Genomic DNA, 16,754 nt, shown 5'->3' with positions numbered 1-16,754 from the left:
TTCATTCGTCGCGGCCGTAGGCGTCCCGGAAGACCTGCTCACGGCGCATCAGCGCTTCGACCCCGTGTTCGAGGAGTCCCTCACCGATGGCCGTCGCCCGGTAGTAGGAGTAGAGCCCGTCCCTGTCCGGTGTGTTCTCCTTCCTGTTCTCGACGACACCGACATCGACCAGTTCGTTCAGGTGGTAGTGGAGACTGTTGCCGTCGATCCCCAGGCTCTCGGTGAGTTCCTTGGCGCTCATCGGCCCGTCGCGTTTCAGCCGGTAGAGGATCTTGAACCTGGTACCGTTCCCGATCGCACGCTGCATCGCCATGTACTCCTCGAACGAGAGGATACTGTGGTCGGGGAGCAGATCCTCGGGATCGTCCGGCCCACCATCGATCGTGTCGTCGATTCTCCGTGGCATCGATCGCCTCTGTCCTTTCGTTCGGTTGTACACGGTTTATCGGTTTGCGAGTCTGCCTATTTTGAGTATTCCACCTTTTTATAAACAGCCGCGCCCGAACGCGTCCACCCGCCTTTTGAGGCCGAAGACTCCGTTTGAACCCGCTGGTTTCCCGACTCGAACGGGTAGAACGACCGCAAGCGACCCCGAGACGGCAGACGCGCGTCAGACGAGCGGCGTCTGGACCGCGACGGTTTAAATACCAGCAGGCACAAACCGCCGCCATGCACGAGTTCGGCGTCGACGAGGCCGGCAAGGGGCCGGTGTTGGGCTCGATGTTCGCGGCGGCGGTCGCCGTGGACCCCGCCGATCTGCCCGACGACGTCGGCGACTCGAAGGGAATCGCGCCCGAGCGCCGCGCGGAACTCGCCGCGACGATCCGCGAGGTCGGAGCGGTCGGCGTCGCCGAGATCACCGTCGAGCGCATCGACGACGAGGAGACGGACATGAACTCGCTGACCGTCGCCGCCCACGCCGAGGCCGTCGACGCGCTGGCCGACGCGGTCGGGGCGACGCCGACCGACGAGGACCCTCTGGAGGGGTACGTCGACGCCGGCGACACCAACGCCGTCCGCTTCGAGCGGCGCGTCGAGGACGCCGCCGAGGCCCCCGTCGACGCCCGCGCCGAGCACGGCGCCGACGAGACCTACGCGGTGGTCGGCGCCGCCAGCATCGTCGCCAAGGTGGCCCGCGACGCCCACGTCGAGGCGCTCGCCGAGGAGTACGGCGACGTGGGCAGCGGCTACCCCGGCGACGACACGACCCGCGACTTCCTCGAAGCCTACGTCGCCGACCACGAGGAACTGCCGGCCTGCGCCCGCGAGTCCTGGCAGACCAGCGCGGACGTGCTCGCCGCCGCCTCCCAGTCCTCGCTGGGGGAGTTCGAGCCCGACGGCGGCCGCGCCGTCGAGGAGTCGGCGGAGGAGACGGAAGTCCGCTCCGACGGCAGCGGCCTCCGGCGGACGACGCTCGACGACTTCTAGATCGGTTTACCGCCCGTGTTTCCCCGGTCGCGTCGCTCCCCGCCGGAGCGACCGTTTTCCGGGCCAACTCGCCCAGAAACGATCACCCACGTGCGACGAACAGCGTCTCGGCGGGCAGCGTCTCGCGTTCGGTCGGGACGAGCGGCTGGTCGGTGCCGAGGGTCGTGAACATGAACGCGGCGTCGGCCTCGCGGGCGGCGGCCAGCGTCTGGCGGTGGAGCTCCGGCGGGAGGTTCAGCGCGTAGACCAGGTCGGCGTCGGCGTACACCGACGGGTCGGGGTCGGTCACGTCGTCGACGACGAACCGGACGGCGTCGGGGACCGACCGGACCCGGCGGTCGGTGGCGACCACGTCGGTACCGGTCTCGGCGAGCGCGTCGGCGACGACGGGCCGGCGACCGATACCGACCTCGACGGCGGCGTCGAACTCGGCGAAGCGGGCGACGAGTGCGTCCAGCGTCTCGGGGATCACGTCGGGGAGTTTATCATGCCCGCCCGCATAAACACCCCGTATGCACGTCGACATCGTGCCGGTGGGCGACGTCCGCGCCGAGGTGAAACGCGAAGCCTCGGCGAGCCTCCGGGCCGTCTACGAGAGCGACGTGACGATGCACGACACGCAGTCGATCCCCTCCGGCGCGTACGACCGCAGTCGCGACCAGTACAGCGCGGAATCGTTCATCAAGCTCGCTACCCGCGTGGGCGACGGCGACAAGAACATCGCCATCACCCCCAAGGACCTGTTCTACCACCGGCGCAACTACGTCTTCGGGCTCGCCTACCTCGACGGCAAGGGGTCGGTCATCTCCACGTACCGGCTCAACACCTCCTCCGACGGCGGCATCTCGCGTCGCTCCGACGAGGACGTGTTCTCCGACCGCGTCCGCAAGGAGGTCATCCACGAGATCGGCCACACCATGGGCCTGGAACACTGCGACAACAAACGCTGCGTCATGAGCTTCTCGCCCACCGTCCGCGAAGTCGACATCAAAGACGAGGCGCTCTGCGGCACCTGTCAGCGCCAGGTTATGTGACTGCCACACGCCGCACCCGCTCTTGACGGCTTCTACCGACCATTGTTCGGCCGCTCGGCGAGATACCAACGTGGTTAGGCACCAGCGCTATTCGGCGCCCCCGCGAAGCAGAGGTGATGAGCGAATCCCAGAATCACGAGCGCACGCGTGAACTCGGCGAACTGTTCGTCTCGGTCACCGGCGACGATACCGTGACGGAGTCCCAGGAGGAAGACGGCGAGAAGGTCTCGGACTCGGAAGACGACGAGTACGCGATGGGCGACGACGGCCTCGACGGCGCCATCGACGCGGACCTCGACGGCGCGGCGAACTGACGGGTGAGCGCAGTCGCATCGACTCCCGACGGCCCCCTCTTCTCGGGGCGGCGCGGTCCGCCCCGGTGACATCCGAAGACGCGGGACGTTTCGGACGGGCGTTTCGGAACGGGCGTATCTCCCCGTAGCGGTGCGGTCCTCGGCCTGTAAGGCACCTGATTGAAAAAGGAGTAGACGTAATCGATGAATATGGACACGGACCGCCAGTGGGGTGTGGGCCCGCTGGCGATCGGGGTCGTAGGGTTCGTACTCGCGGCGACGGCGCTCGTCTATCACGGGAGGGAAGCGGCGGCGCTCGGCTCGGTTCGAGGGCCGCTGTTGGCGTTGCTGATCGACGGGGTCCCGGCGGTCGGGCTGGTGTACGCGGGGTACCGTCTGTCCGACGCCGACCTCAGCCCAGAGTACCGGTGGGTGGTCGCCGTCTGGTGTCTCGGCGGCGTCGTGGTCTTCACAAGCGCGGTCGGACTGACCGTCGCCGTGCGGCTCCTGGAGGACAGAGTCGTCACGGAGCCGACGTTCACGCTGCTGGTCGCGTCATCGTTCGGCGGGCTGGCGGGGACGCTCGCGGGCTACTACCGGGCGCGGGCCGTCGCCGACGCCACCCGGGCCGAGCGGGCGAGCGACGCGCTGGCGTTCGTCAACGGCCTCATCAGACACGACCTGCGCAACGACATGCAGGTGATCCGCGCCTACGCGGCGGAGATCGAGGACGCTGACGCGCCGGCCGACGCCGCGGTGGCCGACCACGCGACGGTCGTCCGGGAGAAGACCGACGAGGCCTTCGAGCGCATCGACACCGCGGGCTCGCTGGCCAAGACCGTCGCCGGCGAGGCCGACTACGAGCCCGTCGATCTGGCCGCGGTCGCCGACGACGCGGCCGCGAGCGTCGACGCGACCACGGCCGCGACCGTCACGACCGACCTCCCCGAGCGGGCGCCGGTCGTCGCCAACGCCGGGCTCCGGTCGGTCGTCGACAACCTCGTCGAGAACGCCGTCGAGCACAACGACGCCGACGACCCCCGCGTCGCGCTCGAAGCCGAGCGCGTCGACGACGCGGTCCGGCTGACCGTCAGCGACGACGGACCCGGGATCCCGCCCGAGGAGCGCCCCAGCGCCTACCGCCGCGGTGACGGCGCCGACGGCGGCGGGCTCCGGATCGCCGCGACGCTCGTCGAGCGCTACGGCGGCGACCTCCGGATCGCCGACGACGGCGGCGTCGGCCCGGGCGACGGCGCGACCGTCGTCGTCGAGTTGCCCGCCGTTGACGGCACGGAGAGCGGCTCGCGCCGGACCGAGCGACGGGCGGTCGATGGCTGACGGTCAGGCCAGTCGGGCCAGCGGCGTGTACCGCCCCGTCAGATCGCCGGGCACCGGTAGGTCGCCGATCCGCACCCACTCGCCCTCGCGGCGGACGAGGACGGACCCGCGGTGGGTCGCGACGACGAGATCGCCGTCGACGGCGGTCGTCCCGGTGACCGTCTCGTCGGCCGCCGGGGGCTCGACCCGCTCGGCCGACCCGTCGCGGACGGCCAGCAGGACCGAGTCGGCGTCGGGGTCGTCCCACGTCGAGGAGTTCGCGAGCGCGCCGCCGGCGTAGCCGACGCCGTCCAGCGAGAACGCCGTCCGGAAGTAGCGCTGGTCGACTCCCTCGTCCAGCCGCGTCCACGACTCGCCGGCGTCGGTCGTCCGGAACAGGCCGAACCCCGTCGCTGCGACGTACTCTCCGGGTCCGACGACGTGCAACTCGTGGATGTCGTCGTCCACACCCTCGCTGTCGGCTCCCCGCCGCTCGACCCACGTCTCACCCCCGTCGTCGCTGACGTGGACGCCCCCGACTTCGACGCCCGCGACCAGCCGGTCGGGGTCGGCCGGGTCGTGATGGACGTCGCGCACCTGCGCGAGGTCGTCGTGGCGGGGGAGTCGCCACTCCTCGCGTGAGGGGAGTTCCCGGAACCCCTCGCACTCGCGCCACTCGACGGCCGGGCCGACATCGTCGGTTTCGCCCGCGCCGGCGCCGTACTCGAACTCGCCGACGTAGACGTGAGCCGGGCGGGTGCCGGCGTAGAGCCGGCCGTCCGGGAGCGCACCGACACTGTAGACCGCTTCGGTCGGGACGCCCAGATCGACCCAGGTCTCGCCGTCGGGCGAGTGGAAGAGACCGGTCGTCGTCGCCGCGAACGCGCCAGCGAGGGCGTCGAACGTCCGCAGGCGCATCACGCGACCGCTGGCGAGGGTCCGTTCGGCCGTCCGTTCGGCCGGGCCGTCGAGGTCGGGGAGCCGGTACACGCCGTCGTCGCTGCCGGCGAGGAGCATGGGTGATCGGACGACTGGACGACACTAAAGCGCTCGCTGAACGTCGTTTTTGTACCAGATTCGATAGTTTGACGACCGAACGTCGGCGGTCCGGGGCTCGGGCGTTGCGGAGCCGCGCGATCGAGCCCCACGACCGGGACCGACGGGGGCGGCAGGGGTCGTCGCCGGCGACCGCCGGTGACGTGATGGCCCCGCCCGGCGAACGATCCGATGTGACCCTCCCATCGAACGCGAGGACGGCCCTCGAACCGACCGACGACAGCCGGGGTGTTCCGCTCCCGTGACGCTCGCGGTCGGCGTCCCGTCGCCCGAGCGGGCGGCTCGCCTGTCGAGCGCACTCGCCGTCGCCCTGCTCGCCCCGGACCCGTTCGCCGACGCCCTCTTCGCCGGGTGGGTGCTGTTCCTCGTCGGCCTCGCCGCCGTCGGCGCGCTCGCGGTGACTCACTGGGACGCCGTCGACCTCACCGTCCTCGGCCTGCTCTCGGTGTGTCTCGGCGGCTGGCTGGTCTGGCGGCAGAGCTACGTGGTGCGCGTGCTCGGCTCGGCAGGAACGTGACTCGACCGGAGAGCGAAGTCGCTCCGCTCGGCCCGGACCGAGTCGCCGCGCCGTATCAGTCCGAGTAGTAGTACTCGCCGGCCGACTTCTGCTCGCGGTCGAGCTGTGAACCGGGCTTGTTGATCCGCGGGCGACCGGTACGCTCGTCGCGGCGGAAGGTGATGTCGAGGTTCGCGAGGAACTCGTTCATGCCGTCGCGCATGCCCACGGGCGGCGAGGCGTAACCGTGTGCGGCCGGTTCGCCGTCGAAGACGAGCAGGCGGTCGGCCAGCAGGTCGATCATGTAGATGTCGTGGTCGATCACGAGGGCTGTGGCGTCGTGGTTCTCGGCGTAGCGGCGGATGGCCGAGGTGGCCCGGACCCGCTGTTCCACGTCGAGGTGGGCCGAGGGCTCGTCGAGCAGGTACAGGTCGGCGTCCTCCGAGAGGCAGGCCGCGATGGCGACCCGCTGGCGTTCGCCCCCGGACAGATCGGTGAGGTCCTGCTCCATGATGCGGTCCAGTTGCAGGGGGTCGGCGATCTCCGTGTTCCAGTAGGAGGTGCCGAAGTCGTCGGTGATAGAGGAGAGGAACGCGTCGACGCGCATCGGCTGGTCGATCTCGACGTACTGGGGCTTGTAGGCGATGTCCAGCTGCGCGTCGACCTCGCCCTCGTCGGGTTCCAGCCGGCCGGCGAGCATCTGGGCGAACGTCGACTTCCCGATGCCGTTCGGGCCGACGACGCCCAGCACCTCATTCTCCTGGATCTCGCCGCCCTCGACTTCCAGCGAGAACTCGCCGTCGCCGTAGGACTTGGTGAGGTCGGGGTACTCGACGACGACCTCGCCCTCGGCGGTGGTGCGCGGGGCGTGTTCCTCGAACTGGATGGACTCCTGGCGGACCCGCATGTTCTCGTTCTCTAGGTAGCCGCCGAGGTACTCGTTGATGCCGTTCTTGGTCGATTTGGGGCTCGTGATGACGCCGAACGCGCCCGAGGACCCGTAGGCGACGTGGATGGTGTCGGCGAGCAGGTCCAGAATCGCCAGGTCGTGTTCGACGACGAGCATCGAGCGGCCGCCCTCGTCGGCGAGTTCGCGCACCAGTCGCGCGGCGGTCATCCGCTGGCCGATGTCGAGATACGGGGTGAGCTCGTCGAGGAAGTAGAAGTCGGCGTCGCGGGCGAGACACGCCACGAGCGCGACTCGCTGGAGTTCGCCGCCCGAGAGCGTGTCGATGTCCTGGTCGACGACCGGACGGATGCCGACCCGGTCGATCAGCTCGTCGAGCGCGCCCCGTTCGTCGGTCCGTTCGAGGAGCTCGCGCGTGGTCCCGTCGAACTGGTCGGGGATCTGGTCGACGTACTGCGGTTTGCGCGCGACGGTCACGTCGCCCTGACGGAGTTCTTCGAGGTAGGTCTGCAGTTCCGTCCCGCGGTACTCGTCCATGATCGACTCCCAGGCCGGCGGGTCGCCGGACACCTGGCCGAGATTCGGGGCCATCTCGTCGGCGAGGATGCGGACGGCGGTGGTCTTCCCGATGCCGTTCGGGCCGAGGATGCCGGTGACCTGCCCCTCCTGCGGGGCGGGCAGGCCGTAGAGGGCGAAGGCGTTCTCGCCGTAGCGGTGGACGGGCTCGTCGTCGAGTTCCTGCGGGAGGTTGATGATCTCGATGGCGTCGAAGGGGCACTTGTTGACGCAGATGCCACAGGATTCGCCGAGGCAGATCTCCTCGGAGATGTGGATCTGGTCGGGGTCGCCCTCGAAGGGGTCGCCCTCCTCGAAGCGCTCCTCGCGCGTGACGATGCACTCCTTGCCCGAGCGGTTCGGCGGGCAGAAGTTCGCGCACTCGTAGTTACAGCGGTCGGGCTGACATCTGTCGAGGTCCACGACCGCGATCGAATCGTCCGCCATCGCTACAGGGAGGTCCCCGCGGTCATGAGGATGCCCCAGGAGACGAACCACAGCGAGAAGGTGATGAAGGCGATGTAGAGGTACTCCTTGGGGCCGAAGTCGTCCACGTCGATGCCGATCGCCATGTAGACGGGGATCTGGACGAGCACCGCCGCACCGAGCAGGTACAGGCCCAGCCGGTCGTTCGGGCCGGTAGCCAGCGCCTGGGCGGCCACGCCGGCGCCGATCCCCAGCACGGAGGCGAGCGTCGTCACCGTCAGCCCCCGCAGGTGGTCGTCCCACCCCTCGGCGGTTTCGGTAGCCATACGTTCGTCTCGGCCACGCGGCCCCAAAAGCCGTTCGTTCCTGCCCCCGGCGGCCGACCCGCGGTCGGCGCGCACTCCCGCTCCCACGCCGCGCGCTCTCGCGACCACCCCGCGACCGAGCCCCCGCCGTATTCGACCGCATTCCGGCGGTACTGTGGCGTCTTGGCTGTCGCCAGTGTCAATCTTTATTGTAGACGCGCCCTACCCATCTATCGATGCCCGAGACAGACGGGGACGACCTCAGCGACCTGCCGCCGAGCGCGAAACTCGTCTTCAAAGTACTGGAGTACGACGGTCCGCTCACCCAGAAGGGGATCGTCGAGGAGTCGATGCTTTCGGCGCGGACCGTCCGCTACGCCCTCGAACGCCTCGAAGACATCGGCGTCGTCGAGGAGGACGTCTACTTCGCCGACGCCCGTCAGAATCTCTACGAGATCGACAAGCCCGACTGCGACGGCGACTGCGAGGCCGCCGCCTCCGCCGACTGAGCCCCTTTTCGCTCTCTCGACCCCGCTCTCGACACCCCTCTCGCTACGACGCTCCGCGCGGGCCGACCCGCGACCGACGGGACCAGTCGCGACCCTCGCGGCGAACCCGGCGAGAAACGCGCGGAAGCCCGCGAAGCTCCCGACCACCACGGCTTCCCGGTCGGGCGTCGCCGCGGCGAGCTGCGCTCGCAGTCGCGCCTCGCGGTCGACCAGTGACACAGCGAACGGTCACCGAGGTGACCGGTGAGTCTTTTGCCACCACCGGCGTCCCCACGAGACCGGTCGATCGAACGGTCAGTACAGCCATCTTTTTTGCCGGGGGCGTCGGCGCGAGCCGGTGGGCTCGCACCTCGACCCCCGGCAAAAAACATGGGTGAAAAAGGCCGGCTGCGCTGGTCGCTCCGCTCCCGCGCAGCCGGTGAACCGGCGCCTCCGGCGCCGGATGCTACCTACAGGGTGTTGTGGTTGCAGTGCGGTCGGCGCGTGCTGTCGAGCGTGCCCGCCTCCTGGCGGGCCGCTCGAAACAGTCGCGCGAGGGATGAGCGGGGGAACGGAGTGACGGAGCGAATCGGCTGGGGTGGCTCGTGGCCGTCTGCGGTCGCTGTGCGGTGCCGTGCGGTCCTGGTGGACTGAAAGGGCGAGGCCCGCTCGCGCCCGTAGTCGTCTGAGCGGGCAACTATCCGCGCGGGCGGTGCGGAGAGCGCGGATATCCCGCTCAGCGACCGCGCCGAGGGCTTTCATCATTCACCGTCGAGTGCGGTCGCGACTCCGGCTAGCGAGCGCGGCGAGGGCTTTCATCGCCTGCTGACGAGTGCGGTCAGGTTCATCAGACTTCCTTCCAAACGAGAACAGCCAGAAACAACTACTCAACTCGCACACTCCCGTGACCACCGAAACACAACTCGGTTACGACGGGCTGACGGTGATCGTCTTCCCGCGGTCGATGGCCTGCTCTAGCTCCTCGGCGATGGCCGAGCCCCGCGAGACCTGCACCTCGCCGCCACGGGAGACGGTGGCGGTGAAGAGGTACTCGCCGTCGGCCTGGACCTCGACGGTGTCGCCCTCGTAGCCGTCCATCGGGATGAGGACGTGTCGCGAGGTGATCTCAGGGGTGACGATCTCGCCGCCCGAGCCGCCCCCGCCGCCACTGCCGGACCCGCCGCCACCGCCGCCGCTTCCACCGGGACCGCCGGAGGAGGCGCCCTCGGGGCGCTCGCTGAAGGTCCGCACGTCGATGTCGATACCTAAGCGGTTCTCCACGTCGGTGATGCGGCCGCCGCCCTTGCCGATGACCGCGGAGATGTCGTCGTCGTCGACGTACACCACGGCGGTGTTGGGGTTCTTGATCTCCACCTCGACGTGGCCGTGGGCGATCGACCGGATCTCCCGTTCGACCTCCTGCTTGGCGATGCGCTCGGTGCCGCTCTCGGCGGCGGCGCCGCCCTCGTTGGCGTTCTCGCCGAGGGGAACGGTGACGACCTGGCGGTTGAACGTGTAGATCTCGTAGGCCGGCTGGCCCGTCTCGAAGTCGCGGATCATGATGACCGGGCGCGCCAGGTCCTCCTCCATCAGCCCCTCGGGGACCTTGACCTCGGTGGTCACGTCGTAGACGGTGTCGACCTCGCCGGCGTCGATGTAGACGACGGTGTCGACGACCTGCGGGATCATCCCGAGTTCGACGCGGCCGACGAGGCGCTGGAGCGCGTCGATGGCCCGTGTCGCGTGGACGACGCCGACCATGCCGACGCCCGCGAGTCGCATGTCCGCGAACACCTCGAAGTCGTCGGTCTTGCGCACCTCGTCGTAGATGGTGTAGTCCGGCCGGACCATCAGCAGCGAGTCGGCGGTCTTAGCCATCGACCCGCCGAGCTCGGTGTACTGGGTGATGTTGTCGCCGACCTGCAGGTCGCGCGGTTTCTCCATCGTCTTGACGGCGAAGTCCGAATCGGCGAGGAACTCCGCGACGGCCTGGGCGAAGGTGGACTTCCCGGCGCCGGGCGCGCCGGAGATGAGGACGCCGCGCTGGTGTTCGAGCAGGCGCTCGCGCAGTTCGTCGGCGTGCTCGTAGTCGTCGAGGTCGGTCTTGACGATGGGGCGGACGGCCGTGATCTCCAGTTTGTCCGCGAAGGGCGGTCGCGCGATGGCGATGCGGTACTGGCCGAACTGGACGATGGTCATGCCCGGTTCGTCGAGTTCGACGAACCCCTCGGCGCTGGCGCGGGCGGAGTTCTCGATGTCCTGGGCCCACTCCTTGAGGTCGGTCTCCGTCGAGACCTCCTCGCGGATCTGCTCGTAGTGCATGTCGCCGATCTCGCCGCGCTTGGCCATCGGCGCGACGCCCACCTTGAGGTGGAGACTCATCGTCGTCTCGTCGAAGAACTGCTCGATGTCGAGCGATTCCGTGTCGCGTCCCCGCGGTTCGAGGTAGACCACGTCGAGGCCCTTGGCCTTCGCGACCTCGCTCTGGACCACGTCGCTGGTGACCAGCGTCGCGTCGTGTTCTTCCGCGAGGTCGCGGATGATCGCGTCGATCTTCCCCTCGCCGGCCTCGCGCTGTTCGACCTCGGCGGGGCGGCGGCCGACGTACTCGACGGTGACGGTGCCGTCGTCGTGGAGTTCGGCCAGCCGCTGGAGCTCCCCGAGTCCGTCCCAGCCGCTCTCGCGGCCGTCGTTGGCCTGGGCTTCGAGTTCGCCCACGACCGCCTCGGGGACGTAGACGGTCGACCCGGCGAATCCCTCGCCGACCGCCTCCGAGTCGGGGTCGGCGTCGGCCTCGATCTGCTCGGACACGCGGCCGTCGATGACCACGCTCGTGTCCGGAACGATGTTCATACCGTGGCTACGGCCGCCCGTCGTGATAAGGCCCGTGATGCCGGGGTGGCCGGCCGGCAGTCGCCGACCGGCCGTCGGCGGGGAGAGAACCCTCGCGGCCGGTCAGACGACCTGCGGGAGTTCCGACCGGCCGCGGGTCGCGACCGTCCGCTCGCAGTCGGGACACCGGAGCACGGCGCCGGCGCTCGTCAGGTCCGAATCCGTCTCGGCCCGACGGACGGTCCAATCGCCGGTCGGCGGGCTCTCGTGGCCGCAGTCGGGGCAGAACAACGTCGCTTTCGGGGGCGGGTCTCGGTCGGGCGTGGCGGCTGCGTGTACGCTCATCGTACCCGGCGGTAGGAACCGAATACGGAAAACCCCTTTTGCCCATTATCATTCGGTAGAGTCCGCGAACGCGTGGAAATGCGTCGCACACTCGCGGTCGAACGCGGCCGCGGGCGCCGGTTCGCCGACGGGGAGTCAGACCGCGAGGTAACTCGCGATCGTGTCCTCGTCGGACAGCGCCTCCGCGCCGAGTTCGTCGACGATCTCGCCGCGCTCCATGGCGTAACAGCGGTCGGCCATCGAGCGGATGACGCCGAGGTTCTGCTCGACGAAGAGGATCGTCGTGCCGAGTTCCTCGTTGATGGCGCGCATGTCCTCGCTGATCTGGTCGACGATGGAGGGCTGGACGCCCTCGCTGGGCTCGTCGAGCAGGAGGAGGTCGGGGTCGGCGACCAGCGCCCGCGCGATGGCGAGCATCTGCTGCTGGCCGCCCGAGAGCGTCTCGCCGTCCTGGTCGGCCCGCTCCTCGAGGACGGGGAACAGGTCGTACACCTCGTCGTACAGCGTCTCCGAGCTGCCGGCGTTGACGTGCTCGCCCATCTTGAGGTTCTGCTCGACGGTGAGCCCGGGGAAGATGTCCCGGCCCTGCGGGATGTAGCCCATCCCGGCGCGGGCGCGCTCGTCCGCAGACAGGCCGGTCACGTAGCTCCCGTCGTAGGTGACGGTCCCCGAATCGGGTTCGAGGAGGCCGACGACGGTCTTCATCAGCGTGGTCTTGCCGACGCCGTTCTTGCCGACGACGCCGACGATCTCGCCCTCTTCGACCGACAGATCCACGTCCCGGAGGACCGGCGCGTCGTAGCCGACGGTCACGTCCGAGAGTTCGAGGAGCGTCACTGTTCGCCCCCCAGGTAGATGCGGCGGACCTCCGGGTCGTCCTCGATCTCCTCGATCGAGCCCTCGCGGAACACGTCGCCGCGGTGCAACACCGTCACCGAGTCGGCGATCTCGCCGACGAAGTCCGTGTCGTGTTCGATGACGATGAAGGCGATGCCCTCCTCGCGGTTGAGCCGGCGGATCCGCTCGGCGATCTCCGTCCGCTCGTCGACCGAGAGGCCGGCGACCGGCTCGTCCAGCAGGAGGAGATCCGGTTCGAGCGAGGCGGCCATGCCGATCTCCAGCTGCTGTTGCTGACCGTGCGACAGCGTGCTGGCCTGTACGTCCTCGTAGCCGGCGAGGCCGGCGTTCTCGATGGCCTCGTCGACGCGACGGCGGCGCTCGGCCCCGTCGGCGAACTGCTGGACGGGCAGGCGCGCGTTCTCGCGGACCGAGAGCTCGCCGTACACCGACGGGACCTGGAACTTCATGCTGATCCCGCTGCGGACGCGCTCGTTGGGTTCCATGTCCGTGATCTCCTGGCCGTCGTAGTAGACGTGCCCCGCGGTGGGGTCGAGCGTCCCGACGATCAGTTTCAGCAGGGTGGACTTGCCGGCGCCGTTGGGACCGATGAGACACCGGAGTTCGCCCTCGTCGACGGAGAAGTCGACGGAGTCGGTCGCGGTGAACCCGCCGAAGCGCTTGACGAGGTCGTCGGTCTGCAGGAGCGTGTCAGTGCGGTCGCCCGTGGCCTTGCCGGCGGGCGTCTCGCGGACGTTCGGGTCGGAGGCGGGGTCGTTGGCCGGCGTCTCGCTGCTCACGACTCGCTCACCTCCCCGGGCGCGTCGGCGTCGTCAAGCTCCGAGACGGGGACGGCGCTCTCCGAGAGCTTGCCGGCGACCCACGGGACGATCCCGCCGGGCAGCGCGAGGATGAAGACGAGCAGCATGGCGCCGAGGACGACCAGGGCCATCTCGCCCTGCACCGAGAGGCGGAAGTACTCGATGGCGATCGTGGCGATGACGGCGCCGAGCAGGCTCTTGCGGCCGCCGACGCTCACCCAGATGACGGGCAGCGTCGCGAACCACAGCGCGAACACCGGCGGGCTGATGTAGACGTTGCGCGCGGCGTAGAGCACGCCCGACAGCGCCGCGAGCGCGCCGCCGAGAGTGAACGTCAGCAGTTTGATCCGCTTGACGTCGTAGCCGAACATCTGCGTCCGGTCCTGGTCCTCGCGGACGGCGACCATCACGCGGCCGAAGTCGGAGTTGACCAGCACACGCAGGCCGAGGTACGTCGCGAGCAACAGCGCGAGCGCGAGGTAGTAGAACGGGTCGAACGCGAACAGCCCGAGGAACGACATCTCGTTGTAGACGAACTGGAACGAGCCGACGCCCGTGATCCCGAGTTCGAGCAGCGGGATGCCGGGCATGCCGTTGAACCCGCCCAGCGGCGCCTCACCGATGGTCCACGCCGACCCGGCGGTCTGGGCCATGAACGTGTGCATCGCCATCGTCGTGACGAGCGTGATGATGGTGACGTAGACGTCCCTGACGCCGCCGTAGAACATGAAGTAGCCCAGCAGCGCGGCCGTGACGCCGCCGCCGACGACGCCGGCGACGGCGGCCGCGGTGATCCCCGTCGGGTCGGGGAAGTTGATCGAGACGACGCCGAAGGTGTAGCCGCCGACGCCGAAGAAGACGACCTGCCCGAAGCTAAGCACGCCCGAGTAGCCCCAGACGAGCGACAGCGACAGGCCCAGCAGCGCGAGCACGAGGAACAGCGAGAACGACTCGCCGCTGCCGACGACCGGGAACGCAGCCAGCGCGAGGACGGCGACGGCGAAGCCGAGCCAGAAGCCCCGCGAGTTACCGATCGTGTTCGGCCCCTCCAGCCGGCCGCGGATCCGCGCGAGCGCGCCGCGGTCGGTTCCGACGGGTCCGGACGATTCAGTCGCCATCGGTCGCCTCCTGTCGGCGGGCGCGAACCCGCTCGATGAGCCCGGTGATCCCGCCGGGGAGGAACCGAAGCGCCAGTATCGCCGCGATCAGCAGGGCGATCCGGCCGAACGTCGTCGAGTCGGTCAGGTTCGTCACCGTCGCGCTGACGGCGCCGAGGACGCCGCCGGACAGCGCCGTCCCGAGCACGACGCTGGGGCCGCCGACGACGACCGCGACGAACGCCTCGATGAGGAACTGGTCGCCCAGCGTCGGCTGCATCGACAGGACCGGCGCGAACAGCGCGCCCGTCAGACCGGCCAGCCCGGAGCCGATCCCGAAGGTGAGCATGTACGTTCGCCCGGTGTCGATACCCAGCGCCTTCGCGGTCTGTTCGTCCTGCATGGTCGCCCGGACGCGCGTGCCGAACGTCGTGCGCGTGAACAGGTAGTACGCCGCGACGAGGACGCCGATGGCGACGCCCGCCAGCACGAGCCGGTAGGTCGAGTATGAGAACTCGCCGTAGGCGACGTTGCCGAACGGCGTCCCCACCGTGTCGATGGAGTTCCCGAACAGGATCCGGGCGCTCTGGACCATGACGAGGCTCAGGCCGAAGGTGGCGACCATCGAATCGGCCAGCCGGTCGTACAGCGGTTCGATCAGGTCACGGCCGACCGTCCGCTGGCCGATCCAGTTGGGGACGAACCCGGAGATGATCGTCCGCTCGACGATCACGCCGAAGCCGGCCGTCAGCAGCGATCCGACGACCATCGCGGCCGGCAGGGGCAATCCCAGGTCGGTGACCGACTTGGTCGTCGCGTACGCGCCGAAGAGGATGAACTCCCCGTGCGCGAGGTTGATGACGCCCATGATCCCGAAGATGACGGCCAACCCCGCCGCCGCGAGCACGACGAACGCGAAGCTATCGAGGAACTGGAACGCGAGGTTCAGGCCGTTGACCATCCCTACTTGGCCTCCTCGAAGTAGTCGACCGGCGTGTACTGAGTCTGTTCGGACTCCTCGCGCAGGTCGCAGCCGACCGTCTCCGAGAGGAACTGCTCGGGGATCTTGCGGTCGGTGATCGCCTCGACGTTGTGCTCGTCGTCCGCGCGCATGACCCACATGTGGTGGTCGACGTGGTGGGTCGCGCCGTCGAGTTCGATCGTCTCACCTTCGGGCGCCTCCGGCGCGCGCTCGGTGCCGAGGCTGATGCCGGACTCCAGCGCCTCGATGACCTCCGGCTGTTCGACCGTGCCGGCCTGCTCGACGGCCTCTTTGTACATGTACGTCGAGAAGTAGTTCGTCTCGGCCTCCTCGTTGACGTACTCGCCCTCGTCGGGGTACTTCTCGTAGTAGCGGTCAACGAGGCCGCCGTCGCCGGCGTTGCTCTCGGTCGGGACCTCCTCCATGTAGTTGACGCCGGCGTAGACGTTGGCCAGCGCCGGCGCATCCAGGCGCTTGTGCTCGTAGCCCTGGGCCATCGCCGTCGAGGTGCCGATGGGCACGTCCAGCCCCGCCGAGGCCTTCTGCTCGTAGAAGGAGGCGTGGTTCGCGCCGACGAGCATCGACATCACGAAGTCGGGGTCGGCCGCCTGGATGTTGTTGATGACCGAGCCGAAACTGGACTCCGAGAGCGGGATGAACTCCTCGCCGACGATGTTGGCGTCGTTCTCGTCGGCCAGCACGCGCACCCAGTCGGCCGACAGCTGCCCGAAGTTGTAGTCGGCCGCGATGATGTAGATGTCCTCCCCGAACTCCTCGCGCAGGTACGGGAGCACGCTGCCGAGTTGCTGTCGCGCGGTCGGCCCCATCGCGAAGGTCGTCTTGTCGCAGACGCCGCCCTCGTACTGGGTCGTGTAGAAGTACAGCTGTTCGTTGCGGTTGATGATCGGTCGGATGGCCTCCCGGGTCGCCGAGGAGTAGCCCGCCCAGAGCGCGTCGACGTTCTCCTCGTTGATGAACTCCCGCGTCAGCTCCTGGTAGCGCTGGTTGTCCGACTGGGGGTCCCGCGTGACCGGCTCGATCTCCCGTCCGCCGATGCCGCCGTCGTTGTTGATCTCCTCGATGGCGAGCATCGACGCCCGGTACTTCGGCGTGCCGTTCAGCGCGAAGTTCCCGGACTGGTCCTCCAGCACGCCGATCTTCACCGTGTCCGCGCTGCTCATCGTGTCGGTCGTCGCGCCGCCGTCGTCGGTGCTCGAACACCCGGCCAGCCCGGCGACCATCGCCGCACCCCCCGCCGTCACGAACTGACGGCGGCTGATCCCGTCACCGCTCATGCCGCGACCCCCGATACAGAAACGTCACTAAATACGGCCGAAATTTCATTGTTTCCACCACTGTACCCGTTCGACACCGCATGAACGTCCATCATATGCGTACGTACCTTCGATTTCGCAGACGGCAAATAAGGGTTTGCACTCGCGTATTATAGATGTCCAAGACACCTCGCTTGAATATTAGGGTATGTTAGGACGGCACGCAAATGGTGTACGTTCGAACGATGACGACGATAAAAC

The 16,754-nt window shown here is 68.7% G+C and carries 18 protein-coding genes; 6 read left to right on the top strand and 12 right to left on the bottom strand.

All coding sequences use genetic code 11. The features are described from left to right. Position 1: 1 nt before the first annotated feature. Entirely contained in the window at positions 2-406 is a 405-nt protein-coding gene (locus HZS54_RS05705; RefSeq protein WP_179920974.1) for an ArsR/SmtB family transcription factor, read from the bottom strand. Positions 407-669: 263 nt separating this feature from the next. On the opposite strand from HZS54_RS05705, the gene rnhB reads away from it, so the two are divergent. After that, on the top strand, positions 670-1,428 hold the full coding sequence (rnhB, locus tag HZS54_RS05700; RefSeq protein WP_179920973.1) for a ribonuclease HII: 759 nt from the start codon (positions 670-672) through the stop codon (positions 1,426-1,428). An 82-nt stretch (positions 1,429-1,510) separates the two neighbouring features. Here the strand turns inward: rnhB and HZS54_RS05695 are convergent, their stop codons facing one another. Next, entirely contained in the window at positions 1,511-1,900 is a 390-nt protein-coding gene (locus tag HZS54_RS05695) for a UPF0146 family protein (RefSeq protein WP_179920972.1), read from the bottom strand. A gap of 40 nt (positions 1,901-1,940) precedes the next feature. On the opposite strand from HZS54_RS05695, the gene HZS54_RS05690 reads away from it, so the two are divergent. From HZS54_RS05690 to HZS54_RS05680, 3 genes are all read left to right on the top strand, one after another. Next, a complete protein-coding gene (locus HZS54_RS05690; RefSeq protein ID WP_135366179.1) occupies positions 1,941-2,462 on the top strand; it encodes an archaemetzincin family Zn-dependent metalloprotease in 522 nt (173 codons plus the stop codon). A gap of 116 nt (positions 2,463-2,578) precedes the next feature. Continuing rightward, positions 2,579-2,776 (top strand): hypothetical protein, encoded by a 198-nt coding sequence (locus HZS54_RS05685; RefSeq protein WP_179920971.1) that lies wholly within the window; start codon positions 2,579-2,581, stop codon positions 2,774-2,776. 189 nt (positions 2,777-2,965) lie between these two features. After that, positions 2,966-4,093: an ATP-binding protein gene (locus HZS54_RS05680; RefSeq protein WP_179920970.1), complete on the top strand. Its 1,128-nt coding sequence runs from the start codon at positions 2,966-2,968 to the stop codon at positions 4,091-4,093. A 3-nt stretch (positions 4,094-4,096) separates the two neighbouring features. Here HZS54_RS05680 and HZS54_RS05675 read toward each other — a convergent pair whose 3' ends face one another. Continuing rightward, positions 4,097-5,089 carry a beta propeller repeat protein gene (locus HZS54_RS05675; RefSeq protein ID WP_179920969.1) on the bottom strand — a complete coding sequence of 331 codons (993 nt, stop codon included), beginning with the start codon at positions 5,087-5,089 and terminating at the stop codon, positions 4,097-4,099. A gap of 280 nt (positions 5,090-5,369) precedes the next feature. Here HZS54_RS05675 and HZS54_RS05670 point away from each other — a divergent pair, with 280 nt between their 5' ends. Continuing rightward, complete coding sequence (locus HZS54_RS05670) at positions 5,370-5,645, top strand: hypothetical protein (RefSeq protein ID WP_179920968.1); 276 nt, start codon at positions 5,370-5,372, stop codon at positions 5,643-5,645. 55 nt (positions 5,646-5,700) lie between these two features. Here HZS54_RS05670 and HZS54_RS05665 read toward each other — a convergent pair whose 3' ends face one another. Next, a complete protein-coding gene (locus HZS54_RS05665; protein ID WP_179920967.1) occupies positions 5,701-7,533 on the bottom strand; it encodes a ribosome biogenesis/translation initiation ATPase RLI in 1,833 nt (610 codons plus the stop codon). A gap of 2 nt (positions 7,534-7,535) precedes the next feature. Beyond that, entirely contained in the window at positions 7,536-7,838 is a 303-nt protein-coding gene (locus HZS54_RS05660; RefSeq protein ID WP_179920966.1) for an EMC6-like membrane protein, read from the bottom strand. Positions 7,839-8,053: 215 nt separating this feature from the next. Between HZS54_RS05660 and HZS54_RS05655 the strand changes: the two genes are divergently transcribed. After that, positions 8,054-8,326, top strand: a complete 273-nt coding sequence (locus HZS54_RS05655; RefSeq protein WP_179920965.1) for a MarR family transcriptional regulator — start codon at positions 8,054-8,056, stop codon at positions 8,324-8,326. 906 nt (positions 8,327-9,232) lie between these two features. Here the strand turns inward: HZS54_RS05655 and HZS54_RS05650 are convergent. From HZS54_RS05650 to HZS54_RS05620, 7 genes are all read right to left on the bottom strand, one after another. Further along, positions 9,233-11,158, bottom strand: a complete 1,926-nt coding sequence (locus HZS54_RS05650; RefSeq protein ID WP_179920964.1) for a PINc/VapC family ATPase — start codon at positions 11,156-11,158, stop codon at positions 9,233-9,235. Between the two features lie 102 nt (positions 11,159-11,260). Continuing rightward, the gene (locus HZS54_RS05645; protein ID WP_179917551.1) at positions 11,261-11,482 is read right to left on the bottom strand and encodes a DUF8106 domain-containing protein; all 222 of its coding nucleotides are present in this window, start codon (positions 11,480-11,482) and stop codon (positions 11,261-11,263) included. 135 nt (positions 11,483-11,617) lie between these two features. Next, positions 11,618-12,319, bottom strand: a complete 702-nt coding sequence (locus tag HZS54_RS05640; protein ID WP_179920963.1) for an ABC transporter ATP-binding protein — start codon at positions 12,317-12,319, stop codon at positions 11,618-11,620. Further along, positions 12,316-13,119 (bottom strand): ABC transporter ATP-binding protein, encoded by an 804-nt coding sequence (locus HZS54_RS05635; RefSeq protein WP_179920962.1) that lies wholly within the window; start codon positions 13,117-13,119, stop codon positions 12,316-12,318. The genes HZS54_RS05640 and HZS54_RS05635 overlap by 4 nt, the downstream gene beginning before the upstream one ends. Then, entirely contained in the window at positions 13,116-14,258 is a 1,143-nt protein-coding gene (locus HZS54_RS05630; protein ID WP_179920961.1) for an ABC transporter permease subunit, read from the bottom strand. Before HZS54_RS05630 ends, HZS54_RS05635 begins: the two co-directional genes overlap by 4 nt. After that, positions 14,248-15,198 (bottom strand): urea ABC transporter, permease protein UrtB, encoded by a 951-nt coding sequence (gene urtB, locus HZS54_RS05625; protein WP_179920960.1) that lies wholly within the window; start codon positions 15,196-15,198, stop codon positions 14,248-14,250. Before urtB ends, HZS54_RS05630 begins: the two co-directional genes overlap by 11 nt. Before the next feature lie 2 nt (positions 15,199-15,200). Next, entirely contained in the window at positions 15,201-16,514 is a 1,314-nt protein-coding gene (locus tag HZS54_RS05620; RefSeq protein ID WP_179920959.1) for an urea ABC transporter substrate-binding protein, read from the bottom strand. Between the last annotated feature and the right edge of the window lie 240 nt (positions 16,515-16,754).

Origin of the sequence: Halosimplex pelagicum (genome assembly GCF_013415905.1) — an archaeon.
Lineage (GTDB): Archaea > Halobacteriota > Halobacteria > Halobacteriales > Haloarculaceae > Halosimplex > Halosimplex pelagicum.
The sequence above is the reverse complement of the archived record's forward strand: the minus strand, read 5'-3'. Positions and strand labels throughout refer to the sequence as shown.

What these genes read in the sequence shown, in the direction of transcription:
- HZS54_RS05645 (WP_179917551.1), bottom strand. Translation starts at nt 11,482, where the DNA reads ATGAGCGTACACGCAGCCGCCACGCCCGACCGAGACCCGCCCCCGAAA.
- HZS54_RS05675 (WP_179920969.1), bottom strand. Translation starts at nt 5,089, where the DNA reads ATGCTCCTCGCCGGCAGCGACGACGGCGTGTACCGGCTCCCCGACCTC.
- HZS54_RS05665 (WP_179920967.1), bottom strand. Translation starts at nt 7,533, where the DNA reads ATGGCGGACGATTCGATCGCGGTCGTGGACCTCGACAGATGTCAGCCC.
- HZS54_RS05660 (WP_179920966.1), bottom strand. Translation starts at nt 7,838, where the DNA reads ATGGCTACCGAAACCGCCGAGGGGTGGGACGACCACCTGCGGGGGCTG.
- HZS54_RS05620 (WP_179920959.1), bottom strand. Translation starts at nt 16,514, where the DNA reads ATGAGCGGTGACGGGATCAGCCGCCGTCAGTTCGTGACGGCGGGGGGT.
- HZS54_RS05690 (WP_135366179.1), top strand. Translation starts at nt 1,941, where the DNA reads ATGCACGTCGACATCGTGCCGGTGGGCGACGTCCGCGCCGAGGTGAAA.
- HZS54_RS05685 (WP_179920971.1), top strand. Translation starts at nt 2,579, where the DNA reads ATGAGCGAATCCCAGAATCACGAGCGCACGCGTGAACTCGGCGAACTG.
- HZS54_RS05630 (WP_179920961.1), bottom strand. Translation starts at nt 14,258, where the DNA reads ATGGCGACTGAATCGTCCGGACCCGTCGGAACCGACCGCGGCGCGCTC.
- HZS54_RS05650 (WP_179920964.1), bottom strand. Translation starts at nt 11,158, where the DNA reads ATGAACATCGTTCCGGACACGAGCGTGGTCATCGACGGCCGCGTGTCC.
- HZS54_RS05680 (WP_179920970.1), top strand. Translation starts at nt 2,966, where the DNA reads ATGGACACGGACCGCCAGTGGGGTGTGGGCCCGCTGGCGATCGGGGTC.
- HZS54_RS05655 (WP_179920965.1), top strand. Translation starts at nt 8,054, where the DNA reads ATGCCCGAGACAGACGGGGACGACCTCAGCGACCTGCCGCCGAGCGCG.
- urtB (WP_179920960.1), bottom strand. Translation starts at nt 15,198, where the DNA reads ATGGTCAACGGCCTGAACCTCGCGTTCCAGTTCCTCGATAGCTTCGCG.
- rnhB (WP_179920973.1), top strand. Translation starts at nt 670, where the DNA reads ATGCACGAGTTCGGCGTCGACGAGGCCGGCAAGGGGCCGGTGTTGGGC.
- HZS54_RS05705 (WP_179920974.1), bottom strand. Translation starts at nt 406, where the DNA reads ATGCCACGGAGAATCGACGACACGATCGATGGTGGGCCGGACGATCCC.